This window comes from Aestuariirhabdus haliotis (genome assembly GCF_023509475.1).
Lineage (GTDB): Bacteria > Pseudomonadota > Gammaproteobacteria > Pseudomonadales > Aestuariirhabdaceae > Aestuariirhabdus > Aestuariirhabdus haliotis.
The window spans coordinates 1-16,510 of record NZ_JAKSDZ010000061.1 but is presented as its reverse complement, the minus strand read 5'-3'; the positions used below and the strand labels follow the sequence as shown (position 1 = coordinate 16,510).

The 16,510-nt window shown below is 52.0% G+C and carries 17 protein-coding genes; 13 read left to right on the top strand and 4 right to left on the bottom strand.

From position 1 onward, the window contains the following. Nucleotides 1-149: 149 nt before the first annotated feature. The 3 genes from MIB40_RS18145 to MIB40_RS18135 all read left to right on the top strand — a co-directional run bounded on the left by MIB40_RS18145 (nucleotide 150) and on the right by MIB40_RS18135 (nucleotide 2,709). Nucleotides 150-641, top strand: coding sequence for a hypothetical protein (locus MIB40_RS18145; RefSeq protein WP_249696918.1), 492 nt, complete (start codon nucleotides 150-152; stop codon nucleotides 639-641). Between the two features lie 511 nt (nucleotides 642-1,152). Further along, nucleotides 1,153-2,064: an AEC family transporter gene (locus tag MIB40_RS18140; RefSeq protein ID WP_249696917.1), complete on the top strand. Its 912-nt coding sequence runs from the start codon at nucleotides 1,153-1,155 to the stop codon at nucleotides 2,062-2,064. 84 nt (nucleotides 2,065-2,148) lie between these two features. Next, on the top strand, nucleotides 2,149-2,709 hold the full coding sequence (locus tag MIB40_RS18135) for a hypothetical protein (RefSeq protein WP_249696916.1): 561 nt from the start codon (nucleotides 2,149-2,151) through the stop codon (nucleotides 2,707-2,709). A gap of 151 nt (nucleotides 2,710-2,860) precedes the next feature. Here the strand turns inward: MIB40_RS18135 and amrA are convergent, their stop codons facing one another. Both amrA and amrB read right to left on the bottom strand, forming a co-directional pair. Further along, complete coding sequence (amrA, locus tag MIB40_RS18130; protein ID WP_249696915.1) at nucleotides 2,861-3,490, bottom strand: AmmeMemoRadiSam system protein A; 630 nt, start codon at nucleotides 3,488-3,490, stop codon at nucleotides 2,861-2,863. Continuing rightward, nucleotides 3,477-4,259 carry an AmmeMemoRadiSam system protein B gene (gene amrB, locus MIB40_RS18125; protein ID WP_249696914.1) on the bottom strand — a complete coding sequence of 261 codons (783 nt, stop codon included), beginning with the start codon at nucleotides 4,257-4,259 and terminating at the stop codon, nucleotides 3,477-3,479. Before amrB ends, amrA begins: the two co-directional genes overlap by 14 nt. A 175-nt stretch (nucleotides 4,260-4,434) precedes the next feature. On the opposite strand from amrB, the gene amrS reads away from it, so the two are divergent. From amrS to MIB40_RS18105, 4 genes are all read left to right on the top strand, one after another. Next, entirely contained in the window at nucleotides 4,435-5,526 is a 1,092-nt protein-coding gene (gene amrS, locus MIB40_RS18120; protein WP_249696913.1) for an AmmeMemoRadiSam system radical SAM enzyme, read from the top strand. Nucleotides 5,527-5,601: 75 nt separating this feature from the next. Beyond that, on the top strand, nucleotides 5,602-5,934 hold the full coding sequence (locus MIB40_RS18115) for a DMT family transporter (protein WP_406566475.1): 333 nt from the start codon (nucleotides 5,602-5,604) through the stop codon (nucleotides 5,932-5,934). A 39-nt stretch (nucleotides 5,935-5,973) separates the two neighbouring features. Further along, nucleotides 5,974-6,579, top strand: a complete 606-nt coding sequence (locus tag MIB40_RS18110) for a hypothetical protein (RefSeq protein WP_249696911.1) — start codon at nucleotides 5,974-5,976, stop codon at nucleotides 6,577-6,579. Between the two features lie 41 nt (nucleotides 6,580-6,620). Next, the gene (locus tag MIB40_RS18105) at nucleotides 6,621-7,352 is read left to right on the top strand and encodes an SIMPL domain-containing protein (RefSeq protein ID WP_249696910.1); all 732 of its coding nucleotides are present in this window, start codon (nucleotides 6,621-6,623) and stop codon (nucleotides 7,350-7,352) included. A gap of 30 nt (nucleotides 7,353-7,382) precedes the next feature. Here the strand turns inward: MIB40_RS18105 and MIB40_RS18100 are convergent, their stop codons facing one another. Then, nucleotides 7,383-8,741 carry an MBL fold metallo-hydrolase gene (locus MIB40_RS18100; protein WP_249696909.1) on the bottom strand — a complete coding sequence of 453 codons (1,359 nt, stop codon included), beginning with the start codon at nucleotides 8,739-8,741 and terminating at the stop codon, nucleotides 7,383-7,385. A gap of 217 nt (nucleotides 8,742-8,958) precedes the next feature. Here MIB40_RS18100 and MIB40_RS18095 point away from each other — a divergent pair, with 217 nt between their 5' ends. The 3 genes from MIB40_RS18095 to MIB40_RS18085 all read left to right on the top strand — a co-directional run bounded on the left by MIB40_RS18095 (nucleotide 8,959) and on the right by MIB40_RS18085 (nucleotide 12,207). Further along, nucleotides 8,959-9,354 carry an MAPEG family protein gene (locus MIB40_RS18095; protein ID WP_249696908.1) on the top strand — a complete coding sequence of 132 codons (396 nt, stop codon included), beginning with the start codon at nucleotides 8,959-8,961 and terminating at the stop codon, nucleotides 9,352-9,354. A 328-nt stretch (nucleotides 9,355-9,682) separates the two neighbouring features. Next, complete coding sequence (locus MIB40_RS18090; RefSeq protein ID WP_249696907.1) at nucleotides 9,683-10,309, top strand: LysE family translocator; 627 nt, start codon at nucleotides 9,683-9,685, stop codon at nucleotides 10,307-10,309. Nucleotides 10,310-10,431: 122 nt separating this feature from the next. After that, complete coding sequence (locus MIB40_RS18085; RefSeq protein WP_249696906.1) at nucleotides 10,432-12,207, top strand: arylsulfatase; 1,776 nt, start codon at nucleotides 10,432-10,434, stop codon at nucleotides 12,205-12,207. A gap of 32 nt (nucleotides 12,208-12,239) precedes the next feature. On the opposite strand, the gene MIB40_RS18080 is transcribed toward MIB40_RS18085, so the two are convergent. Then, nucleotides 12,240-14,642: a Lon protease family protein gene (locus MIB40_RS18080; protein WP_249696905.1), complete on the bottom strand. Its 2,403-nt coding sequence runs from the start codon at nucleotides 14,640-14,642 to the stop codon at nucleotides 12,240-12,242. 250 nt (nucleotides 14,643-14,892) lie between these two features. Between MIB40_RS18080 and MIB40_RS18075 the strand changes: the two genes are divergently transcribed. The 3 genes from MIB40_RS18075 (at nucleotide 14,893) to bluB (ending at nucleotide 16,415) form a co-directional block, all read left to right on the top strand. Continuing rightward, nucleotides 14,893-15,216, top strand: coding sequence for a hypothetical protein (locus MIB40_RS18075; protein ID WP_249696904.1), 324 nt, complete (start codon nucleotides 14,893-14,895; stop codon nucleotides 15,214-15,216). Nucleotides 15,217-15,545: 329 nt separating this feature from the next. Continuing rightward, the gene (locus MIB40_RS18070; RefSeq protein ID WP_249696903.1) at nucleotides 15,546-15,764 is read left to right on the top strand and encodes a DUF6500 family protein; all 219 of its coding nucleotides are present in this window, start codon (nucleotides 15,546-15,548) and stop codon (nucleotides 15,762-15,764) included. 3 nt (nucleotides 15,765-15,767) lie between these two features. Beyond that, nucleotides 15,768-16,415, top strand: coding sequence for a 5,6-dimethylbenzimidazole synthase (gene bluB / locus MIB40_RS18065; RefSeq protein WP_249696902.1), 648 nt, complete (start codon nucleotides 15,768-15,770; stop codon nucleotides 16,413-16,415). Nucleotides 16,416-16,510: the final 95 nt, after the last annotated feature.

Here is a 16,510-nt window from a genome sequence, read left to right as displayed (position 1 = left end):
TGAATGGATTTGGTTAAATAACCGACATCGAAAACAAAGGAATGCAGGGTGTAGATATCGATTTAGTGGTTATCGTTTTTCTACAGCCTCGTTAACTGCCCGTGTTTTGGAAAATACTAAGGAACAATCCGGGGGTTAGCTAAAGACCTATGGAGAACGAAAAGTGCAAAATCAAGTCCGCTTCAGAGCAAGAGCTGTCGCTATATTGTTTTGTGGGTGAAGCGTTATGCGCAATACAGCACATTGAAGATGCTATTAGCCATTCAATCGTCTTGAAAATCAATGCGCCACAAACTAAACCAGAAGCTGATCAACTCTTAGAAAAACACAGGTCGTATACACTAGGCAAAGCCATGAAAATCTGTGAAGGGGCGAGCTTATATGATGAAGTACTGCAACAAGAACTCAATAAGTTTTTGTCGGAGAGAAACTGGCTTGTTCATAGAAGTATCGCCCATAGCCGAGATGAATGGGATGCAAATGTGTCCAGAGAAAAACTATTTGGTAGACTAAAGGCTATCACAACTCATGCGCAGAGGCTTCTGCAATTGATTGAAAAAGATTTGATCGAGTTTTCAGAGGCTAAGGGTAAAGGTATGTCTAGTGTTAAAGCCTATATAGATAAGCACTATGTTGAATAGTCAGGCACATAACAAGCGGCTGTTATCGCCCCTTCGGGGCTGGGACTGCCTTTCCGCTGCTTCGCAGCTCCGAGCCAGCCCCAAAGCCGGGCGTTGAAACTGTAGAAAAACTCATAAACTCCGACGTTTTTTGATAAAATCAGGCATCGAAACAGACTGCTTTGCATGCCAAACTTAAAAAATACAGCGACGATCCAACTGCTGTCGTAGCCTTCAATTTAAAATAGCAATTACAGCCCAATACCTTCGAATTCACCTTGCACCTACTGATCGATCGTATTGGTTTTCCAGCCTTTCACAAAAATCGAGTAAGAGCCGGGTCTTGTACAAATCCGTATGCGGCCAATTTTGGTAACAACTTCATTGGTCTCGACCTTAATGCCCCCAAACTGCTACATTTACCCAGCGCATATATGAGTTCTTAGGACGGCAGTTATATCAGTTCTTATATCGCTACTTATATCGCTACTTATATCAGAACGTATCAGAGTACCCGTGAAAAGGAGAGTCAATGGTTACCGCGCTGTTACCGGTTTTTGCCCTGATTCTTTTGGGCATGTGGCTATCACGACAAGGCTTTCCGGGTAGTAGCTTTTGGCCGCAGGTTGAGCGCCTGACCTACTATCTGTTATTTCCGGCTTTATTGGTGGGCAAGTTGGCGACCGCCGACACTTCTGCAGTAGAGCTGGGTAACGTAGCGCTGCTGGTGGCGGGTTTTCTGGTCCTTGGCACCCTGGTATTGGTGGTGTTGCAGCGCTGTTTGGGTTGGGAAGGGGCGCGCTTTACCTCCGTCTATCAGGGGGGGATTCGTTTTAATACCTATGTCGCATTGGCGGTAGTCAGTCAGTTGTTGGGCGACTCTGGGCTGGCGGTCGCGGCGGTGGCTATCGCGATCATGATTCCCTCAATCAACTTGTTGTGTATTGCGGCCTTTGCTCTCTATGGCGATGGTGAAAAGCCTTCACTTATTGCTGTGCTCAAACAGATTCTGACCAATCCGTTGATTGTCGCCTGCCTGGTCGGTATCGCCTGGAACACATTGGTGCTGCCCTGGCCCCAAGCGTTCGGGCTGTTTATGCAGCTGCTTGGGCAAACGGCCCTGCCGCTAGGATTGTTGGCCGTGGGGGCGGGCATTCAGCTCTCCGCCCTGCGGGGTGCCTCTTCGGCTTTTGTCTGGTCCTGTGTTGTTAAACTGCTGCTGTTACCGCTGATTATCCTGTTGCTGTGTCAGCTGAGTGGGGTCGATGGCCTGACCCGGGATGTGCTGATTATTCTGGGGGCAATGCCGACCGCCTCTTCCGCCTATATCCTGGCCCGCCAACTGGGGGGAGACGCCCCTCTGATGGCCGCCATTATCAGTGGCCAGACGTTACTGGCGATACTGAGTATGCCGCTGCTGTTGGGGTGGCTGGTATCCACTTGAACTGGCTTGGATTGGTCTTGATTCGATGGGGCAGGGTCGGGCACTATTTGATGGCACAAAGAAGCACAGGGAATCTGCAGGGTTATGACACAAGAGATGTTCGATCGTGTCTGGTTAAAAAAGGCGCGCAATCAGTTTGACACCCTCTACACCGCCATTCGGGATATGGTGTATTACCGCGCGTTGCGATCGGCGCAATGCGATGACGAGGTGGGTCGCTTGCTCGTGGAAAATCTTCGCATTGCGCTGTTGGGCTCCATCGTGATCAACTGGAGCAAGTTGTTCGCGCTGGAACGTAACGAAGAAGCCTGGAAACGCCTGACGGCAGAAAGCAGCGGTTTTCGTAATCGGGTGTATGAGGCTACCGGCTTCAATTACCAGCAGTGGAGCGATTATCGCAAATCGGTCCGGGAATTCAGCGCTCGCCTGCACGCCCATTTTGACTCATCCCACCACCTTGAAAATAAGATGATTCTGGAGCCGATGTTCCAGGTGCTTGAGGTGGCTCACCTGTGGATGCACGATATTTATCAGGGGCACGAAGAGCTGGCCTGCGACGATCTGTTGCAGGGGGACTATATCGAACAGCACACCGCCGATGTGCAGCAACGTCTGGTTAGCTGGCCGATGATTCGTCTGCCCTAGCAGGTTGTTGATTTTCTATCTGCGTTGCCTCTGCGGTGTTATAAATCGGCTCAAATCGGTCATTTATTAACATAAACTCCCTCTTTTCGACGATTTATGCCTGGCATTGGCTACCTCGAAAACGAAAATCAACAGCCTGCTAGAGATGTACTCAAGCAAAGTCGGCTTCTGAAAAATGACTGACCTGATAACGGCTGGCTTTGATATCCGCTGGCCAGTGGTTGGGGTTAAGTCCGGCTTTGCGCAGTAACTGCTGGAGAAACGCCTGACCCTCGGGCAGTTGCTGCCAAACCTGGGGCAGGAAGGTCGCGTGATAGGGGCCACTTTCGATCAACAGGCCATCGATATGAGGTCGCAGGGTGTCGAGCAACTGTTCGCGGCTGTTGGCCTCAAGGGGTTCCAGTGGCGACAGAATCGAGATCTCAATCTCAAGGTTGGCCAATTCGCGCAAGCGCAAGGCTGGAAAACGGGGGTCACGAAATGCCGCCGAGCAGGCGTTTGCGATCACCTCGTCCTTCAATGAGCGGCGTGCTTCCAGGCTGCCCATACAGCCGCGCAGCTTGCCGTTGAGCATTAGGGTGACAAACCCGGCGGCCGGTTGCTGCAAACGATTGGCCTCGGCATCGGGTAGTGGGCTCGGTGCCGGAGAGCGCCGGGGGTTAAGCGTGTCATCGCTCGGGTCCGGGTCATGCCGGTAGCATTCTTGCTCGATGGCGTACCGCGCCAAGGCCAGCAGATGACGCTGGTGGCCGATGCTCAATGGGTGATCAGTGCAGGACATAGGCTGCGTACCCCACGACCCGGTCCCGGCTACCGGCGGTGTCACCGGAATTACGCCGGTCGAGTAGCTCAATGCTGAGCTCCTGCTTGCTCGCCAGGGCCAGCAATCCATTGAGGCCGCGGCAACCACAGGCTTGTTGTCCGCTCAGCTCCGGGCGCAGGGCCAGGATGCGGTCACTGCTGTCCGCGTCAATTCGTTGGGCCTCTTCATAAGAGTGAAAGTGACTGAGGTCGGTACTGATCAACAACAGACTGTCGGGCGCGTCCAGCAGACGGGCCAGCAGCTGTTCCACTTCGTGGGTAGCGGCGTTACCAATCACCAGCGGCAGAATGCGAAATTGATCCAGAACCCGCTGTAAAAAGGGCAGTTGCACCTCCAGGCTGTGTTCGTCTCGATGGGCCAGGGCGTTGCTCTGGACCCAGTCGGGTAATTTATCGGCGAGCCTATGGTCGACCTCGATAGTACCCAGTGGTGTGGCAAAGCTGTCGCAGTCGGGTAGGGCGATGCCTTTGAAAGCGCAATGGTGAGAAGGGCCGAGTAACACCACCGAGTGAATCTGTTTGCGCCAGGGGATCAGGTGACGGTAAGCGCTGGCCGCGACGGGGCCGGAATAGACCGTACCGGCGTGGGGCACAATTAATGCCTTGGGCCGGATCGGCTCAGATGGCACAGCCCCTTGTGCTAGATAGGTGTCTATTTCGGTTGCCAGTTCAATCGGGTCCGATGGGTAGAAGTAACCGGCGACAGCGGCCGGGCGCGTACTGGACATGATGGCCTCCTGATAGTGAATTCCTTTGTACTGCTCCGTCTTGCCCGGGCGCGGCATCGAAAGCCAAGGCTATACTGAGGGCAGGGGCAGCGTTAGTGATTCTGGCATTCGCACATTCAAGCTGTGGCTGTCTCTTATTATAGACGTCAGATAAAACCATCTGGCAGGAGGCAATATGACCCCCTCGTCCGCTCACAGCATACCGGTGTCCTATTGGCATCGCCTGGAAGATGGCCGCCTGCAGTGCGACCTCTGCCCGCGTCTTTGCAAATTACGGGAAGGTCAGCGCGGGCTTTGCTTTGTGCGAGAGCGTCAGCAGGATCAACTGTGGCTGAGCAGTTACGGTCGCAGCAGTGGCTTTTGCATCGATCCTATCGAGAAGAAACCGCTTAATCATTTTTTGCCTGGAACACCGGTATTGTCCTTTGGTACGGCGGGTTGCAACCTGGCCTGCAAGTTTTGTCAAAACTGGGATATGAGTAAATCTCGTGAAATGGATACGTTGGCCCAGCAAGCGATGCCGGAGGATCTGGCCGCAGCGGCGGTACGCCACGGCTGTCGCTCGGTCGCATTTACCTATAACGACCCGGTCAGTTTTCTGGAATACGCAGTCGATACTGCCCAGGCTTGCCGCGAACAGCAGGTTCGTTCGGTGGCGGTAACGGCGGGCTATATTTGCGCCGAGCCGCGTGAACGATTTTTTCAGTCATTGGATGCTGCCAACATCGACCTGAAAGCTTTCGATGAGCGTTTTTATTACAAACTCTGTGGTGGCCATCTGCAGCCGGTGCTGGAGACCTTGCAGTATGTGGTTCGAGAAACCTCAGTCTGGTTGGAGATTACCATTCTCTTGATTCCCGGAGAGAATGACAGCGATGCGGAACTAAATGCGCTGAGTGAATGGGTGGTGAACGAACTGGGCTGCAACGTACCACTGCACTTTACCGCTTATCACCCGGATTGGAAGTTTCGTTCGGCCCCTCCCACTCCGGCGTCGACGCTGCAGCGAGCTCGAGCCATTGCCCGTGGCAAAGGTATCAAGTACGTCTACACCGGCAATGTCCATGACCAGCAAGGCAGCAGTACCTGGTGCACGGGCTGTGGTGCGTTGTTGATTGAACGGGACTGGTATCGGTTGGGCCATTGGGGGCTGAATCCACAAGCGCGTTGTGATCGCTGTGGGACGGCCTTGCCGGGTGTTTTTGAGGCGCAACCGGGCCACTGGGGCGCGCAACGACAGCCGGTTGTTATCGTTACTGACGACTAGTCGATACATTCCATATTGTGCTTGGGTCATAGCCTGTGGTTTGATGGGCCGGTCGTTATACCGGTGGGGGTGACAGTGATGGGATATTGGTATCTGGCCGCGGCGATTCTGACCGAGGTGATCGCCACTAGCGCGTTAAAACTGTCTAACGAGTTTACTCGCTTCTGGCCTAGCGTCGTTGTTGTGGTTGGCTACGGTTTGTCTTTTTATCTGTTGACCCTGGTGCTGCGAACAGTTCCGATCGGGATGGCTTATGCCATCTGGGCCGGTATGGGAGTGGTGCTAATCGCTCTGGTGGGCGCCCTGGCGTTCCGGCAGATCCCGGACCTTCCAGCCATGATTGGTATGACGATGATAGTGGGGGGCGTGGTGGTCATTAACCTGTTTTCTACCACGGCCAGCCATTAGATATGGGAAAGGTTATTTAATCATTAATAGGGAAATTCAATGAAAAAGCTGTTAGTTGTATTGTTGTTCAGCGTAAGTTTGTTTGGTTGTGCGGGCGTCAAGATGGCACCCATTGCTCCGGAAGAGATAAAGCCCGTTGCAGAGGATATGAGTCGTGTTGAGTTTATGCGTTCCTCCTTTGTCGGTGGGGCCGTTGCGGCTTCCATCTATGATGTGACCGACGGAGAGCCTGAATTTATCGGTGTCCTCAACAACGGCAAGCGTATTACCGCCGATGTTGAGCCGGGTAAGCGCACCTTTATGGTGGTCTCAGAAGCGGCCGATTATATGGCGGCAGAGTTAAAGCCTGGACTGACCTATTTCAGTGTCGTAACGCCGCGGATTGGAGTTTGGAAAGCTCGTTTCTCCATGTGGCCTGTACGTAATGGTGGCGAAGGGGAATTCACATTTGCCTCGGACCAGTTTGATGAACTAATGAGTGATACTCAACTCGTCAAGAATACTCCCAAGTCATTGGAGTGGTATAAAAATAACAGCGCCAGCATTGCTAAAAAGCACAATGCATACTGGCCAAAGTGGCAGTTAAAAGAGCCTCAGGATCTTGCCGAACGCACGCTAAATATTGACGATGGTGTGAAGCGCTAATTCATTCAGCTTCGCGCAATAATGCGCCCAGGAGATCGACAATGACACATGAAACCAATCGCCCCAATTCAATGCCCGCATTATTACTGGCATTGGGCATCATGATCGGATTCGGTCTGCTGGGTTTGCAAATTGCCTCCTCGGTGATTTCGTTCAAGGAGTATGAGCGTACCGTGACGGTAAAAGGGTTATCCGAACGGGAAGTGGATGCCGATACCGTTATCTGGCCGATCGGCTTCACCGCGGCCAGTAATGATTTGACGCAAATTTATGCACGACTGGAGAACAGCAAGCAGAACATCGACGCTTTTTTGCAGGCCAAGGGCATACCAGCCGATGCGATCAGTGTGACACCCCCGGCGGTGACGGACAAATCGGCGCAACAGTACGGTGGTGGTCCTGCGGCGCAGTTCCGTTACACTGCCCAGCAAAGCGTAACCGTCTACAGCCACGATGTGGCTCAGGTGAGACAGGTAATGGGAAGTCTGTCGGAACTGGGTAAACAGGGCATTGTGATTAGCGGGGCAGATTACCTGAACCAAACCGAATACCTGTTCACTGGGCTCAACACGCTCAAGCCGCAGATGGTTCAGGAAGCAACGGAAACGGCGCGTCAGGTCGGCGAAAAATTTGCCCAGGACTCCGGCAGCCGCTTGGGCAAAATCAAACGGGCGGTGCAGGGGCAATTCAGTATTTCTCCCCGCGACCGCAATAACCCCCACATCAAAAAAATTCGCGTGGTCTCTACCATCGAATACTATCTCGCGGATTAAACCCTTCGCACAGTTCGCCTTTATGTCGCTTTAGCCCAGGCTCACCTTGTCCTGGTATTCGGCCACCGATGCGTGCCAATCCAGTTCATCCTGAATGTGCAAGCGCATTGCGTCCGCTGCGGCAGGCTCGCCGTGTGTCACCCAGGTGTGGTTGGGGCGCTGTTTGCAATGACGCAACCAATCGACAATGTCGCCATGGTCACCGTGGGCGCTGAGGTTTTCCAAGCTATGGATTTGTGCCTTGACCGGGTAGTAGCCGCCATGAATTTTAACCTTATCGACCCCGTTGATCATCGCTTCGCCTCGAGTGCCGGGCGCCTGGAATCCGGCGAACACGACACTGTTACGGTGGTTGGGCAGCAAAGCTTTTAGGTGATGCAGCACGCGACCACCGCTGGCCATGCCGCTGGCCGAAATAATGATCGCCGGCATTTTTTTACCGTTGAGTGCAATCGATTCTTCGACACTGCGGACATAGTGAGTGTTGTCATCGATCTGCTGACATTGTTCTGCGGAAAGGCGATGCAACTTGTGAAAACGTTTATGAATTTCGGTCGCGGTAATCGCCATCGGGCTGTTCAGATACAGCGGAAGATCGACAATACGCTGCTGGCGTTTAAGCTCGCAAATAAGATGCAATAGCAGCTCGGCACGGCCCACGGCAAAACTCGGAATCAGAACAATGCCGCCCCGGCTTGCGGTCTCATTAATGATCGTTTCCAGCTGCAGCATTGGATCCTGAGTACCGTGGCGTCGATCACCATAGGTGGATTCCACCACCAGGTAATCGGCCCCGTCGACGGGTTCGGGGGGATACATCACCGGATCTTTTTGACGCCCAACATCGCCACTGAACAGTATGGAGGTCTGGCCATTATCCAGGCGAATACAGCTGGCGCCGATGATATGGCCAACCGGTGAGAAGCGGGCGGTTACTCCCCCGGATAGGGTCAGGGTTTCACCGAAGTCGACGGGTTGAAACTGTTTCAGTGCTCGGTGGGCATCTTCGACGCTAAACAGAGGTTCAGCCGGAGAATGACGAGAGAATTTCCGCTTGTTGGCGTAACGGGCATCCTCCTCTTGCAGATAACCGGCATCGGGCAGTAGTACCTTGCAGAGTTCGTGAGTGGCGGAGCTGCAGTAAACTTTGCCTTTGTAGCCACGCTTAACGAGGGCTGGCAGATATCCGCTGTGGTCGATATGGGCATGGGTTAGCAAGACAGCACGGATATTACTGGCAGGTAACGGTAAGGCTTTCCAGTTGCGTTGGCGCAGATTCTTAACGCCCTGGTAGAGGCCGCAATCGATCAGGAACTGATGGTCGTTATGGGTTAACAGATACTTCGAGCCGGTGACGGTCCCCGCGGCGCCCAGGAAGCTAAGGTCCATAGTCGATGTCCCCTCTGGTAGTCTGCAAAAAGTACTTCAGGGTTATGATAGCGCGTATTCTTCGACAAAAAACAGGGCATTAAGCGGCAGGTACTGTAAATGTTGTGCAAAATCGGGCGCAGTGCAGGCGACCTGCTCTGGTTGTGAGACCCGATTATCTGGGATAGTGTGTAGTCATCATTCACTCGTATTGCCTTAACACCTGGATAGGGAAGCTATGCATAATTTTTTTTGGTTTGTACTCTTTGTTGCCGTTAATGGTGGCTTTTTAATTCTGTTAACGGCCAATGTGTCCCGTTTAAGAATTAAAAACCGAATCTCTTACGGCGACGGTGACAATCGAGACCTGATGAGGGCGATAAGGGTTCACGCCAATGGTACCGAGCAAGTGCCGATCTTTGCCCTGATGGTGCTGGCCCTGGCTATGATCGGCACCGCTGATATGTTGATGGGGGCTTTGGTTATTCTGTTCACGCTATCGAGATTGGTCCATGCATTTGGCGTGTTGTATAAAAACCCTATGGCCAGACAATACGGTGCGGCCGTGACCTATCTGCTACAAATTGTTGCTGTGGTGATGTTGATCCTGGCGTTGCTTGGTAGTTGGGTGTAAATGTACAAGTAGAGCGCTTGGGGGCGGATCGTTGATATTGGTCGAGATAACTTAAGGCACCTCTGATTAATTCGGATAGATCTCTGCGGATCCTAAAAATGGTTTTTATCAAGGCGAAGCTCGCCGTTCATGTCGAGACCTGAACAAGGGCATCAACACCGAGAGAAACCATTTTAGGACCGCCCTTCGGGGCTTTCAGGCGAACCCAGACTCTTTGTTACGCCTTTTTGAAAGGTCTGGACATTACTGCAAAGACGTGCCGCGATTCTGGATTCGCCTGAAAGCCAGAGTTCATCTGAATTAATCAGAGGTGCCTTAAGGATTGTTTATGCAGATGGAAAACTGGCTGATATTTTGCTCCATCGCGCTGGTGGCAACGGTCACTCCAGGACCGGCGATCCTGTTGGTTAGCACCCACAGCCTGCAGTTTGGTTTGGGGCGTGCGTTGATGACAATCGCTGGTAATGTTTCCGGACTCTTTATTATGTCGGCCTGCTCTGTGGCAGGCCTGAGCGCGCTGTTACTGGCCTCCACCTTTGCTTTTACGGTCGTCAAAATATTGGGCGCGTTGTATCTGATCTATCTAGGGATAAAGCTTTGGCGAGGAGGGGTGACGTCGTCGCAACTGCAGGCTTCGGCAACCTCATCGCCCAGGACCTTGAATCTCTATCTTCAGGGGTTGTTAGTGGCCCTGACCAATCCCAAGGCGATCGTGTTTACCACGGCGTTATTTCCCCAGTTTATCTCGTCAACGTCGTCTTTGATCCCCCAGTTTACTATCCTGGTGCTGACCTTTATGGGGCTTTCGTTCAGCTGCTTGTTGGCCTATGCCGTGGCCAGCCGCCGAATAAAAAATAGCTCTGCGCGACGGGTCAATGGTCGCTGGCTCAACCGTTGTTTTGGCGGCGCCTTTATTGGCGCAGGTACGTTGTTGGCGTTCACCGCCCAGCGCTAGAGTGCTCATCTTGATCGACGGTTGTTTTCTTGTAATGCAATGGTAGTGTTGAACAGATACCCCACTGGGCACCCTGGCTACTAACTGGAGATGCCCTAGAATAAAAATAACACGGGCATATCATGATCAAAGGTACCTTTAAAACCCTGCTGGTTTTATCCGTTCTCTGGTGTACAGCGACGATCGCATCGACCCGGTCTTCTCCCAATATAGTGTTGATCGTGGCTGATGATCTGGGCTTCAGCGATCTGCAGTCCTACGGTAGCGAAATTGAGACGCCGAATCTTGATCGTTTAGCCAGCCGTGGACTTCGCTTCAGTAATTATCATACGGCGCCCAGTTGCGCGCCTTCTCGTGCCATGCTGATGACGGGGGTGGACAGCCATCGTGCCGGTGTGGGCAATATCGCGGAGTCGATTCCACCCGAGCAAGCCGCCGACCCCCATTATCAAGGCAGCCTGAATCACCATGTGGTTACTGTTGCGACTCTGCTGAAGGAGGCAGGGTACCGCACCTATTTTTCAGGAAAGTGGCACCTTGGGTATCAACAGAAGGCGCAGAGACCAATTAACCGAGGATTTGACCGTACTCTGATGATGCCTCATTCGGGGGCCGACAACTGGCAGCAGCGTCCTTACTTGCCCGTTTATGAACGGGCGCACTGGTATGCCGATGGCGAAGAGATTCAACTGCCTGAAGATTTTTACTCCTCGCAGTATATCGTCGACAAAGCGATGGAGTTTATCGATCATCAACCTGATGATGAGCGTCCCTTCTTTTCCTATATCAGTTTTCAAGCCGTACACATTCCGGTGCAAGCGCCAGCTGAATTTACCAATAAATATTTGGATACCTATGCGGATGGCTGGACGGCGCTACGAGAGCAACGCCAGCAAGCAGTTAAGGCATTGGGTATGGTGCCGGCAAATGCGCCCATGGTGACCATGCCAACCACTCCGGATTGGGAGGCTTTATCCGCAGAAGACCAGCGTTACCATGCCAAAAGCATGGCCGTGTATGCAGGAATGGTCGATGCCATGGATGCCCATATAGGACGATTTGTTAACTACCTGCAAACCGTTGGTGAATACGATAATACGGTGTTTATTTTTACGTCGGATAACGGCGCCGAGGCGAGCGATCCGGCTGCAGTCTCTGCGCTGTTTCCGTTGTGGTTGTCGATGGAAGATTATCATACCGATTACGATCGTTTGGGAGAAAAGGGCAGCTATAACTTTATCGGGCCGGGTTTTGCCAGTGCCGCTGCCGGTCCCCTGGGGCACTATAAATTTTATTCCGGTGAGGGCGGAATGCGAGTGCCACTGATTATTTCCGGGCCTGCGGTGGTCGAGCCCGCTAAAGGAAAAATCACCCCCGCACTGGCCTATGTAAAAGATTTGGCGCCAACCATTTTGCAACTGGCGAACGTTGAACATCCAGGCACCGAATACCGGGGCAGGACGATAGAGGAAATTACGGGAAGCAGTTTATGGCCTTTGCTTGCCGGTACGGCCGACCGGGTGCATTCGAATGATGACGTCATTGCTTACGAAATCGGTGGCAATGCTGCCCTCATCAAAGGGCCGCATAAGATACTCTTCAATCGAGGGCCGCTTGGGGATGATCGCTGGCATCTCTACAATATTGCGACCGATCCGGGTGAGGTTCACGATTTGTCCCAACAGCAACCCGAACTGTTTGAGGAGTTACTGCAGGACTACCGACACTATGTGCAGCAAAATGGTGTGCTAGCGATGCCAAAGGACTACGATCAACGCCGGCAACTGCTCGACAACTATGTTCGAGAAAAGTATGTTCAACCCATTGTCGAATTTTTTGCACATATTCTGGACTGGTTTCTGGCATTGCTTAGTCATCTTTGGCCTTGGAACCCGTAGCCAGCCTGAACGTTGCAAGACGCTAAAATGCCTTATGTGGTTTGGTCTCTATCCTCCTGACGGTGGCTGCAAGCACTGATCTCCTGTAGTCGCTCGATGGCCAGGGCATTGATGCTCTCTGGTGAATAGCTGCCACCTTCGTCGGCAGTGCCGGGGCTGACGCCGGTGAGTAATTCCATCGCCTGATCGACCTCATTAACCGCATAAATGTGGAATCGTTCCGCTGCCACCGCGTCGATCACATCCTGGCGTAACATCAGGTTAATACGATTGGCCAGCGGGATGATAACGCCTTGCCGATCATTGAGTCCGCGTACCTGGCAGAGATCGAAAAAACCTTCGATTTTTTCATTAACGCCACCGATCGCCTGTACTTCTCCGTACTGGTTGACCGAACCGGTAATCGCCAGTGATTGATCAATGGGTAGCTCGGTAATGGCCGAAAGCAGGCAGCAGAGTTCGGCCAGTGAGGCACTGTCACCATCGATCAAACCGTAGGATTGCTCCATCGCCAGATTCGCCGAAATGGCCAGTGGGAAATGACGCGCGTAACGCTGTCCCAGATAACCGCTAAGAATCATCACGCCCTTGGAATGCAGCGCTTGACCCAGGCTGGCTTCACGCTCGATATCGACTACGCCGCGAGAACCCGGATACACCGTTGCTGTGATGCGGGCCGGGGTACCGAACTGATTGTCCCCCAGTTGATATACGGTGAGGGCGTTGATTTTACCGACGCTATTGCCCTGGGTTTGTATCAGCACCGTACCATCGCTGATCTGCTCCAGTTGTAGCTCGCTGACCCGGCCGGAGCGTTCCTGCTGGGCTTGCAGGGCGCGTTCGACATGATCGGCACTCAGCACTTCATCTTCGGCCAGGCGGCGCACGAAATTGGCTTCGCTGAGCAAATTGAAAATACGATTAAATTGCGCGCTGAGGTATTGCTGGTGTTCCGCCAGACGGCAGCTGTATTCCACCAGTCGGGCCACGGCATCGGCGCCGAGAGAAGAGAATTGCTCGTTTTCTGAGAAGGTTTGCATCAATCGGGCAAAGGCCGTTAGCGAACCCTCTTCACGTTTGATGCGTTCATCAAAATCGGCCAGAACCCGGAACAGTGAACTGAAATCGGCATCCAGCTGTTGCAGCAAATAATAGGTTGAGCGTTTGCCAATTAACACCACCTTGGTGTGCAGCGGCATGGGTTCGGGATCCAGGGTAATACCATTGATGATGCCGAGCTCGCTATAGGGCGACTCCATCTGCAAGCGACGTTCCTTCAGGGCCCGTTTTAACGAATCCCAGGCAAAGGGTTCGCCCAGTAATTTCTCGGCCTCAATAATAAGGAACCCCCCATTAGCCAGATGCAGACTGCCACCGCATACCTGGCGAAAGCTGGTGTTCAGGGCGTTCATATCACCGGAAAATTCGACCCGACCAAACAGGTTTTTGTAGCTGGGGTGAGGTTCGTGAATGACGGGGGCGCCGGATGAGGGTTCCCGGGACACCATGATATTGGGGCTTAGCTCATCTTCCAGTAATGCTCTGCTTTCCGTAGCGTCGCGCATTTCCTGAGTTTTCTCATCGATCAGTTTTTCCGGAATTAATCGATGCAGCTGTTTGCGCATACGTTTGAGATAGCCCAGTAGGCCGGGTACTTGCCGGTGGCGTTTTTCCAACGGTTCAATCAGTGGTGCTATGGAGCGGGCAATGGTTTGCTGGGTCAGTTTGCGAAACTGCTCGGAGGATTCGCGTTTCCATTGTGGCAGAGGCAGCAGGGCATCATTTAACATCTCCTCCAGCTCATTAATATGGCGATGAAATTGTTCTCGAACTTCTTCGGATAGCTGCGCAAATTCGGTTTCTTCCATCGCTCGCCCCTCAATCATGGGGGTAAAACTGACGGTATTGGCATCGCGGTAGAGGGCCACTTCCCGCTTAAGCGCTTCTTTTTCGACCTCGTCGATCACCTGATCGTATTGGCGATTAAAGGTACGCTCGATCGCACTTTTCTGCTGCTGGTAGCTGGGATGTTCGAAAGCGGCAGGAAAAGTATCCAGTAACTGACCGATCAGCTTCTGGGTATCCTGTTGCAATTGGGTAGCGGTACCTGCAGGCAGTTCCAGCATCAACGGTTTACGAGGTTCATCGAAGTTATTGACATAGAGAAAATCCGATGGGGTTTGCTGGCGTTTACCTTCACTTTGCAGAAATTCGTTGACGAAGGAGGCCCTACCGCTGCCTTCATCTCCCATCACAAAAATATTGTAGCCGGTTTGCTGCATGGCCACGCCGAACTGAATCGCAGTCACTGCCCGTTCCTGGCCCAGAATGCCCAGATAAGGCTTGAGCTTGTCGGTGTTGGCGAAAGGAAACTCACTGGCGCTGACCGGTGCGCTGAGTTGCTGGGGGCTAAGACGGCTAGGGTGCGACTTCATACAGGCAGGTTCCCCTGAAGGCTGTGAGGTATGGGCTCGATATTATGGAGTATAGTGGTGATCCTATCAGATATTACTCTGTTACTGGGTTGTGGAAACTACGGATGATAAAGGGTTGTCAAAACCCGTGATGGTATTGACCTGTGTGGTATTGGTTGGAAATTCTAACCCATCTCTGATTAACTCGGTCGTAGCATTTATGAGTTGTTGCTGAATTGATCAGAGGTGCTGGATTGCTATGAATCATCAGATGAAAAAAATCAAAGCATTTGCTTTAAATACCGAGTTCCCGAGATGGAAAGCTGCGGCGTCTACGTCATTGTTAACGTTGATGTGTTTGGGAGTGGCGGGCAGTTTCTGGTATCTGTATTTGTCCGAGGCGCAGCTTCGATGTTATGAAGGGTTTCTCTACCTGTCACTGGTGTGGGTTGCAGTGGAGTTGGTACTGCTCTTCTATCTATTTCAATTTACATCGATTCCCCGATTTGTGCGTGATGCTATTGGTTTGATCATTGCTTTATCGAATGTCTGGTTTGGTTTGTTTATCTTTGGTTTAACCGCCTGCGAAATATGATATTGAACGCCTGAACACTTAGGGCACCTCGGATTACTTCAGATGAACTCTGACTTTCAGGCGAATTCAGAATTGCGACATGCCTTTGCAGTAAGGTCGAGACCTTTCAAAAAGGCGTAACAAAGAGGCTGGATTCGCCCGAAAGCCCCGTAGGGCGGCCCTGAAAATGGTTTTACTTGGTGTTGAAGCCCTTGTCCAGGTCTCGACATGAACGGCGAGCTTCGCCTTGATAAAAAGCATTTTTAGGATCCGCAGAGATCTATCTGAAGTAATCAGAGGTGCCTTAGGTTGAAGAAATTAATACATGATAAGGGAGTATAGTTTTCCGTATGAGAGATGATCTCAGGCAGAAAATTGCCGACGACTGTGAGCAAAAAATAGCCAAAAAAGGTTCAGGAGTGGGAGTGTCTTTCTATGCGTTTTTTAAAAACAGAAATGATGACCCGGAACTGTTAATGGAAGCGGCAACCTGGTGGATAAAAACTCATAGGCTGAACCACTTCGAGAAGGCCGAAAAAATTCGAACGATGGTTCTGGAAGGGCTTTAGAGTATGGAGAACAAGCAGTTCACCCTCGAAGATCAATCTCTTCTGGAAGAGCTTCTGCTGCATCGGCGGGATGTGCGTGGTAATAACTTTTTGAGCGATCCAATCTCCGATGAAATCATCGATAAACTCTTGCAGGCGGCTTCGATGGCGCCTTCGGTCGGGTTTTCCCAGCCTTGGGAGTTTGTGCTGATACGTGATGCAGAAATAAAACAACAGGTGGCCGACAACTTTGCGGCCGAAAACAAAAAAGCGGCGAACGCTTTTAGTGATGATAAACAACAACGCTATCAACAATTGAAGCTGGAGGGCATTCTGGAGGCACCGCTTAACATCGCGGTATTCTATAAACCCTCAGTTAAACCCGTACTGGGTCAAAACAGCATGCTGGAAGCGGGGGAATACAGTGTGGTCTGTGCCATTCAGAATATCTGGTTGATGGCCCGGGCGATGAATATAGGTTTGGGCTGGGTGAGTATTCTGAATCCGGAGGAGATCAAACAGATTCTCAATGCACCAACCGAGAACAAACTGGTGGCCTATTTGTGCCTGGGCTATGTAAAGACCTTTTATGACCGTCCGGAGTTGGAAAAAAAACGATGGGAAAAGCGAAAAACTATTCGATCGGTAGTTTATTCTGAAGGTTACCCTTAAGGCACCTCTGATTAATTCAGATGAACTCTGGCTTTCAGGCGAATCCAGAATCGCGGCACGTCTTTGCAGTAAGGTCTAGACCTTTCAAAAAGGCG